This window comes from Actinotalea sp. (genome assembly GCF_041597215.1).
Lineage (GTDB): Bacteria > Actinomycetota > Actinomycetes > Actinomycetales > Cellulomonadaceae > Actinotalea.
In genome coordinates this window covers 1-5,349 of sequence record NZ_JBFHHB010000223.1, presented here as the reverse complement: position 1 = coordinate 5,349, position 5,349 = coordinate 1, and the positions used below count along the sequence as shown (strand labels likewise).

Sequence of the window (5,349 nt, the reverse complement as noted above, 5' to 3'; positions counted from 1 at the left end):
GCGGCCGTCGACCGCCTGCGCGCGCTGCTGACCGCGGAGCCCGGTCCGGGCCCCTCCGCGCGGCCCGTCGCGGTCCTGCTCCCCTCGCACCGCGAGGTGGGTCGCATGGTCGACGAGCTCGCCGGATCCGGTCTTCCCGTCCGCCCGCTCGACGAGCACGACGGGGCTCCGAGCGACGCCGTCCTGGTGGGGACGGTCCAGCGGGCCGCCGGGCTGGAGTTCTCCGAGGTGCTGCTGGTGGGGGTGCCCGCCGCGCTGCTCGACGGCGCACCGCCGCAGGACGATCTCGCGCGAGAGCGCTGGGACCTGGGCCGGCGTGAGCTGGTCCACGCGATCACCCGCGCGCGGGACGGCCTCTGGGTCGGTGTCGTCAAGGGCTGAGCGACACCCACAGGTGATTCTCAGGTGGGTCACGGGATGCGCCCAGGCGAACCGGTGAGAGTAGGAGACCTCAGCAGCCCCCCGGGCAGGACGTCCCGCCCCCACGATCCCGTACCGCCGACCCTCCCCCCCTGCGGGTCGGCGGTACGGCTGTGTTCACCCGGCCGATGCGAGGCGCGTGCCCCGGGCGCAGTGATTGGATGGACCATGCGTTCCCACCACAAGCACGGTTGCTCGGGTGCCACGCCGCACCGCCGTCGTCCTCCGGTCCTGCTCCTCCTGCTCGCTCTGGCCGCGGCCGCCGCGTGGTTCCTGCGTCGTCGACATGTCGTCGGCGTCGCGGAGGCCGACGCCTGGCGTGACGCCCTGCCGGCCTGGGCAGGACCCTCGGGCACGGCGGCCGAGCCGTCCGGGCGCCGGGAGGCGGCCCCTGCCGTGGAGCCCGTGGAGCCCGCGGTCGCCGCGGAGGGCGCGCCCGTCCCCGCAGACGAGCCGCCGGCAGCCGCGCAGGTCGCCGCGCCCGCCGCCGGCGACGACCTCCGCCGGATCGAGGGCATCGGCCCGAAGATCGCTGCGGCGCTGGTCGCGGCGGAGCTCGGCACCTACGCCGCCGTCGCGGAGGCATCCGAGGGCGATCTGAAGGCCGCACTGCGTGAGGCAGGGCTGCGATTCGCGCCCAGCCTGCCGACCTGGGCCCGCCAGGCGCGGCTGCTCGCGGACGGCGACGAGGAGGGATTTCTCGCCCTCACCGATCGGCTCGTGGCGGGCCGTGACGAGGGCTGACCTGTCGCACCTCCCGCCGGGGGCCCTGCGGTGAGCGGGCAGAGCGAGCACGACGAGGCGATCCGCGACACCCGGGAGATCCTGGCGGCCGTGCGCGCGGGGCGCATCGACACGCTCCCGCGCTGGGGCTCGCCCTTCCCGCCCTCCCTCGGACCCGCCGAGCACCTCCTCGCCGGGGCGCGCTGCAACCGCCTCGTCCACCGGCCGGCGGGCGACGGCAGCTACCGCAAGAGCCAGGGGCTCTTCCTCGCGACCGGCGCCTGGGGCATCGCCGCGACCCTCGCGGTCGCCGGCGCCCAGGCCGTGACCAACTCCCGACGCAAGGCCGCCGCGGCCGCCGAGTCCGTGCCGCGCTGGGTCGTCGAGGAGCAGGGCGGCCTGTGGGTGTCGCAGCACGGGCTGTACTTCCTGACGTCGGGGGGCCTGAACTCCTACGGCTGGGCGACCTTCGCGAGCGCCGACCTGCTCGGCCCACGCTCCCTCGCGCTCAGCGTCGCCGGGAACGGCAGCGGCTCCCGGATGGTCGGCTTCGAGTGCGACTGGGCAGAGCTCGCCTTCGCCCTCTGGGCGCTCGCCCGCCATCCCGAGCACCCGCGACTGGCCGGGGAGGGCTGGATCCCCGACGGCTGGCGCGAGCGCGAGTCCGCGCGGCTCCGGGACGCGGGCACGGCGGGTCCTGCCGGGGCGATCGAGGCCGCGCCCGGCGACTGAGTCCCGGCCGTCGCGCGGTGGGGAGCCGTCGCTCCTCCTGGTGACGCCCTCAGGCGGGGGACCACTCCACCGCGTCGCGCAGCCGTCGGCGTGCCGCGTCGCCGCCGATCTCCTCGACCAGCCCGCGCGGCCCGACGACGACGAGCAGCATCCGCGCCCGGGACATCCCCGTGTAGAGCATCGTCCTGGCGCGCTCGACATCACGGAACCCGTTGATCGCCAGGACGACGACCGTCCGCTCCAGCCCCTTGAACCCGAGCACGTGCCCGTAGAAGACCTCCTGCTCCGCGAAGAACGCATCCCAGTACGCGCCCCAGCCGTCGACCTCGACGGACTCGGCCTGCAGCGGATGGCGCTTCAGGGTGGTCAGCAGGGCGATCTGCCCAGGGGCCCAGCCCTCCTCGAGCAGGGCGTCGACGGCGTCGTCGGCCGCGTGCAGGGCGTCCTCGACGGCGACGTCCACCAGGCGCACGGGTGCGCCGGCCCAGCCTCGCGGGCGGGTGGTCCCCTCGTGCAGCGCCCCGCAGAGCTGGGCGATCTGCTTGGTGGAGCGGAGGTTCTCGTCCAGGACGACCGGTTCGAGCTCGATCGGCGCGGCGCCCTCGCGGGGGAACACGCGCTGGCCCTCGTCGGAGAACACCGTCAGCCGGCCGGCCCCCGGGTCCCGCAGGCAGCGCAGCAGCGAGGGCCACCACAGCTCGCCGAAGTCCTGGGCCTCGTCCACGACGACGGTGTCGAAGAGCTCTTCGGCTGGGCGCTGCGTCGCGAGCTCGCCCAGCGCGAGCGGGAGGCGGCGCTCCCAGTAGTCGGAGTCGTCGTCGTCCCCGGTCTCGGCTCCCCATGCCACCGGGAGGTGGTGGAAGAGGCCGACGAAGGCGGGCCGCTCGCGGACGGGCCAGGTCGCCGTCATCCGCTCGAGGTAGCGGCCGAGTCCTCGCGAGTAGCACAGCAGGGCGACCCTGTCCCCGGCCGCTGCGCGACGGCGGGCCTGCTCCAGCGCGAGCCAGGTCTTCCCCGTCCCTGCGCCGCCGATCACCTGGAGCCGGGGGATGCGGTCGAACATCCGGATCAGGTGCGCCTGGTCCCGGGTCAGCTGGTCGAGATGGTCCTCGAAGGCCGCCGCCGTCGCGAGGACCTCGACCTGGGAGGGTGGCCCGCCGCCCAGGTACCGCGCGAGCGGGCCGACGGCGGACGCGGCCAGGGGGGCGTGCCCGCTGCCGTGCTCCTCGATCGCGCTCGCCACCCGCGCGGCGGCGCGGCCGAGGTCGTCGCGGTCCAGGAGCATCGGGCGAGGCAGGTCCGGGAGGTGCGAGTCCCGGGGGACGGGGGTGTGCGGCAGGGCGACGAGGTGGGCGATGCGGCTGCGCGAGGCGGCCAGCGCCTCGCGCTCCAGGAGGCGCTGCAGGACGTGCCGCGCATGGCGCACCTGCTTGACGGGCTCGATCCGGTGCCGGTTCGCGCCGTTGCCCTGGAGCCACTGGCCGTTGGTCCGCTGCACGAAGCCGCCCTTGACCTCGATCGCTGCCAGACCGAAGCCCGGCCACGCGACGAGCAGGTCGATCTCGCACTCGTCAGCGCCGTCCTGCATCGCGAGGCCGGAGACGAGGACGGCGTCGTCGGGGAGCTGATCGCGCAGCGCTTCCCAGACGGTGCGTTCGGCTCCACCGTCGTGGGGGAACACCGGCGACTCGGGGATGAGCAACGGCATGGAACGTGTCTAGCACTCGACGGTGACCGCCGAAGGGAGGTTCGTGGCGTCCCGCCGGGCGATCTTGCCCGGGGATCTCTCCCTCCCGTGGCCGCGCTGCACCTCTCCCTCCCGCTGTGCCGGCCGCGGGGGCATGCTGGGGTCATGGCATCCACCCGGTCCCTCCGGTCCGAGGACTCGTTCCTCTCCATCGCGAGTCGTGAGTCGACCCTGTCCATCGGGTCGGTCGGCAGCTTCGGCTCGATCGCCTCCGTCGGCGGCTTCCTGTCGATCGGGTCCATGGGCTCCGCGCTGTCCGCCTTCAGCATCGGCAGCTCGCTCAGCGTGGGGTCGGTCATGTCGACCCTCGGTGTGGGCACGGTGATGTCCGCGAAGGAGGCCGGTTCGGTGATGGGTCGTCGCCGGCCGGGCTCGCCCGTGCTGTGGGCGGTGGCCCAGGGTGCGCTGGTCGCGGGCCTCGTCGCGCTGGTCCTCGCCGGGCGCCCGTTCCCACGGGACGGTCGCTAGGAGATGGCGCCGGACGCGCAGGGGAGCGGGGTCGAGATCGTCCGTGCAACGGGCGAGCGCTGGGACGACGTCGCCACGGTGTTCGGCACGCGGGGTGACCCCTCGTGGTGCTGGTGCCAGTTCCCCCTGACGACGGGCAGCACCTACGAGGACTCCGTCGAGCACAACCGGGCGGCCCTGCGGGAGGAGCTCTCCGCGCCGGCCCCCGGCCGCGCCGTCGGTCTGCTCGCCTACGTCGGCGGGGAGCCGGTCGGCTGGGCGCAGCTCGGTCCGAGGGCGCGCTTCCCGCGGGTCACGGCGTCCGCTGCGCAGAGCGCCCTGCTGCGTCGGGTCGGTGCCGCGGACGACGCGTGGCGGGTCACCTGCTTCGTCGTCCGCGTCGGGCACCGCCGCGCCGGCGTGGCCACGGCGCTGCTCGACGGCGCCATCGCCCACGCGCGGGAGGCCGGTGCGCGCTCGTTGGAGGGCAACCCGGTCGACGTGGCCGCGCGATCGGCCCGCAGCTCCGGCGCGAGCCTGTTCCCCGGGGCGCTGTCGACCTTCCTCGCCGCCGGGTTCCGGGAGGTCGGACGGACCGGGCCGACCCGGCCGCTGGTGGTGCTGGACCTGTAGGCGGGGTGGGTGGTGGTGCTGGGCCGCTGGTGGTGCTGGACCTGGCGCCGGGCACGCGTGGCTTCCTCCGGGGGCGCGTCGCCTCACCCGGGCGGGCGCGTGCTCTCACCCCGGGGGTGCGTCGCCTCCACCCGGGGGTGCGTGGCCTCACCCCGCGGCGAGCGCGTCGAACCACTCCCGCCAGTAGGCCTTCCACAGCTCGACCGCCTGGGGCGAGGGCAGCTTCTCGTGCGCGACGGTGATCTTGAGCCGGCCCGCGGCCGTGACCTCCGGGGTGATCAGGGCCGATCCCTCGTCGAACGCGAGGCGCAGCGACTTGGACGTCGGCCGGGAGCGCAGCACGGTCGTCATCGTCGGGAAGAGGTCCTCGCGGGCCTCGAGCAGCAGGGTGCGGGCGGCGTCGAGATCGAGGTCCAGCGCCGCGTCGAAGGTGCGGCCGATGTTCGCGGTGAAGGTCCCGTCGGCCATCTGACCGGGGAGCCGCAGCCCGACGATCCGCTCGTAGCCGACCGTGACGGACTGCGCCCACCAGCCATCGACTCCGTGCTCGCTCGCGACCCATGCGGCGATCGCGGTGTGTCCGGCGTCCCGCAGTCCCGCCTGGTCGATCAGCGCGCGCCACTCGTCCCAGCCGCGGCCGGTCGCCG

The 5,349-nt window shown here is 75.1% G+C and carries 6 protein-coding genes and 1 pseudogene; 5 read left to right on the top strand and 2 right to left on the bottom strand.

Features of this window, described 5'->3' with window-relative positions; all coding sequences use genetic code 11:
- The 3 genes and pseudogenes from ABWK99_RS13255 to ABWK99_RS13245 form a co-directional block, all read left to right on the top strand.
- A pseudogene (locus ABWK99_RS13255) lies at positions 1 to 381 on the top strand (hypothetical protein); the annotation flags it as partial.
- A 207-nt stretch (positions 382 to 588) separates the two neighbouring features.
- Positions 589 to 1,164, top strand: a complete 576-nt coding sequence (locus ABWK99_RS13250) for a hypothetical protein (protein ID WP_372595176.1) — start codon at positions 589 to 591, stop codon at positions 1,162 to 1,164.
- Positions 1,165 to 1,194: 30 nt separating this feature from the next.
- Complete coding sequence (locus ABWK99_RS13245) at positions 1,195 to 1,875, top strand: hypothetical protein (protein ID WP_372595175.1); 681 nt, start codon at positions 1,195 to 1,197, stop codon at positions 1,873 to 1,875.
- 49 nt (positions 1,876 to 1,924) lie between these two features.
- Here ABWK99_RS13245 and ABWK99_RS13240 read toward each other — a convergent pair whose 3' ends face one another.
- The gene (locus ABWK99_RS13240) at positions 1,925 to 3,583 is read right to left on the bottom strand and encodes an NERD domain-containing protein (protein ID WP_372595174.1); all 1,659 of its coding nucleotides are present in this window, start codon (positions 3,581 to 3,583) and stop codon (positions 1,925 to 1,927) included.
- Between the two features lie 144 nt (positions 3,584 to 3,727).
- Here ABWK99_RS13240 and ABWK99_RS13235 point away from each other — a divergent pair, with 144 nt between their 5' ends.
- The gene (locus ABWK99_RS13235) at positions 3,728 to 4,090 is read left to right on the top strand and encodes a hypothetical protein (RefSeq protein WP_372595173.1); all 363 of its coding nucleotides are present in this window, start codon (positions 3,728 to 3,730) and stop codon (positions 4,088 to 4,090) included.
- 3 nt (positions 4,091 to 4,093) lie between these two features.
- The gene (locus tag ABWK99_RS13230; protein ID WP_372595172.1) at positions 4,094 to 4,702 is read left to right on the top strand and encodes an N-acetyltransferase family protein; all 609 of its coding nucleotides are present in this window, start codon (positions 4,094 to 4,096) and stop codon (positions 4,700 to 4,702) included.
- Positions 4,703 to 4,849: 147 nt separating this feature from the next.
- Here the strand turns inward: ABWK99_RS13230 and ABWK99_RS13225 are convergent.
- On the bottom strand, positions 4,850 to 5,349 hold a 500-nt coding region (locus ABWK99_RS13225; RefSeq protein ID WP_372595171.1), incomplete at its 5' end, for a hypothetical protein.

Excerpts from the sequence above, each read along its gene's own strand:
- ABWK99_RS13235 (WP_372595173.1), top strand. The coding sequence starts at position 3,728 with ATGGCATCCACCCGGTCCCTCCGGTCCGAGGACTCGTTCCTCTCCATC.
- ABWK99_RS13250 (WP_372595176.1), top strand. The coding sequence starts at position 589 with ATGCGTTCCCACCACAAGCACGGTTGCTCGGGTGCCACGCCGCACCGC.
- ABWK99_RS13230 (WP_372595172.1), top strand. The coding sequence starts at position 4,094 with ATGGCGCCGGACGCGCAGGGGAGCGGGGTCGAGATCGTCCGTGCAACG.
- ABWK99_RS13240 (WP_372595174.1), bottom strand. The coding sequence starts at position 3,583 with ATGCCGTTGCTCATCCCCGAGTCGCCGGTGTTCCCCCACGACGGTGGA.